This is a genomic window from Paraburkholderia sp. SIMBA_030, from assembly GCF_046535245.1.
Classification (GTDB): Bacteria; Pseudomonadota; Gammaproteobacteria; order Burkholderiales; family Burkholderiaceae; genus Paraburkholderia.
Genome location: NZ_JAWRXB010000069.1, coordinates 1 through 746, shown reverse-complemented (window position 1 = coordinate 746; position 746 = coordinate 1). Strand labels below are relative to the sequence as shown.

1 protein-coding gene is annotated in these 746 nt (G+C 54.2%); it reads right to left on the bottom strand.

Annotation, left to right across the window (positions count from 1 at the left end):
- Positions 1-83: 83 nt before the first annotated feature.
- Positions 84-413, bottom strand: a complete 330-nt coding sequence (locus SB772_RS39035; RefSeq protein WP_410838395.1) for an HNH endonuclease — start codon at positions 411-413, stop codon at positions 84-86.
- Between the last annotated feature and the right edge of the window lie 333 nt (positions 414-746).

Below are 746 nucleotides of genomic sequence, written 5' to 3'. Positions count from 1 at the left end.
GGGTCGGTTTGCGTCACTTGCAGTCCAACAAGCGTGCTTAGCTGTTGGACCACCCACGATGGTGCGGTTTCAACTGCATCAAACTAACGAGGCCAAGGCGCTCGTTTATAACTTCCACTTGCCGCTAGGCCGGAGTCTCTGTTGAAATCCGTCGCTTCACTGCTGCAGATCCCACTTTCATAGACCCAGCGCGAATGCCACTTCTTTCGGCGCATCCGATTCTGGATATGCCTCCGATGTTCGATGGGATCACGGGGGAACTTACAACGATGGCGTGTCGCATTGCACATTAGGCACGAAGCTACGATATTGCTTTGGTTACTAGAGCCGCCGTCGATTCGGGACGTCAAGTGCTCGCCGGTGCACTGGAACACTTTTACTTGGCGACGCGAGATTCCAAAATATGTGGCCATAGCCGCCATACAATTCCCGTCGTTCCAGATGGGGCAACCACAGTAATAGCAACGACCTGCCTGAGCAACGAATGCGCGGTTACGGACGCGCGATAGTGACGGTGACATAGGGCGATCCTTTAAGAAGGAGGTTTCGGATAAGTTGAAACCCGCTCGCCCTTAGAGCATGCACGGGAACCAGTCGACTCGATCGACTGACACCACATCAGCTTCTCAGAATGCTGACAGTCTGAGTCTACTGCCAGCTCCAGTTGCATTGCAAGATGCTAGCGACCATATATGTGTTCTTGTGAAGAGCCCGGTATCGCGCACCGGTCGGACCGGTTGCGGCCA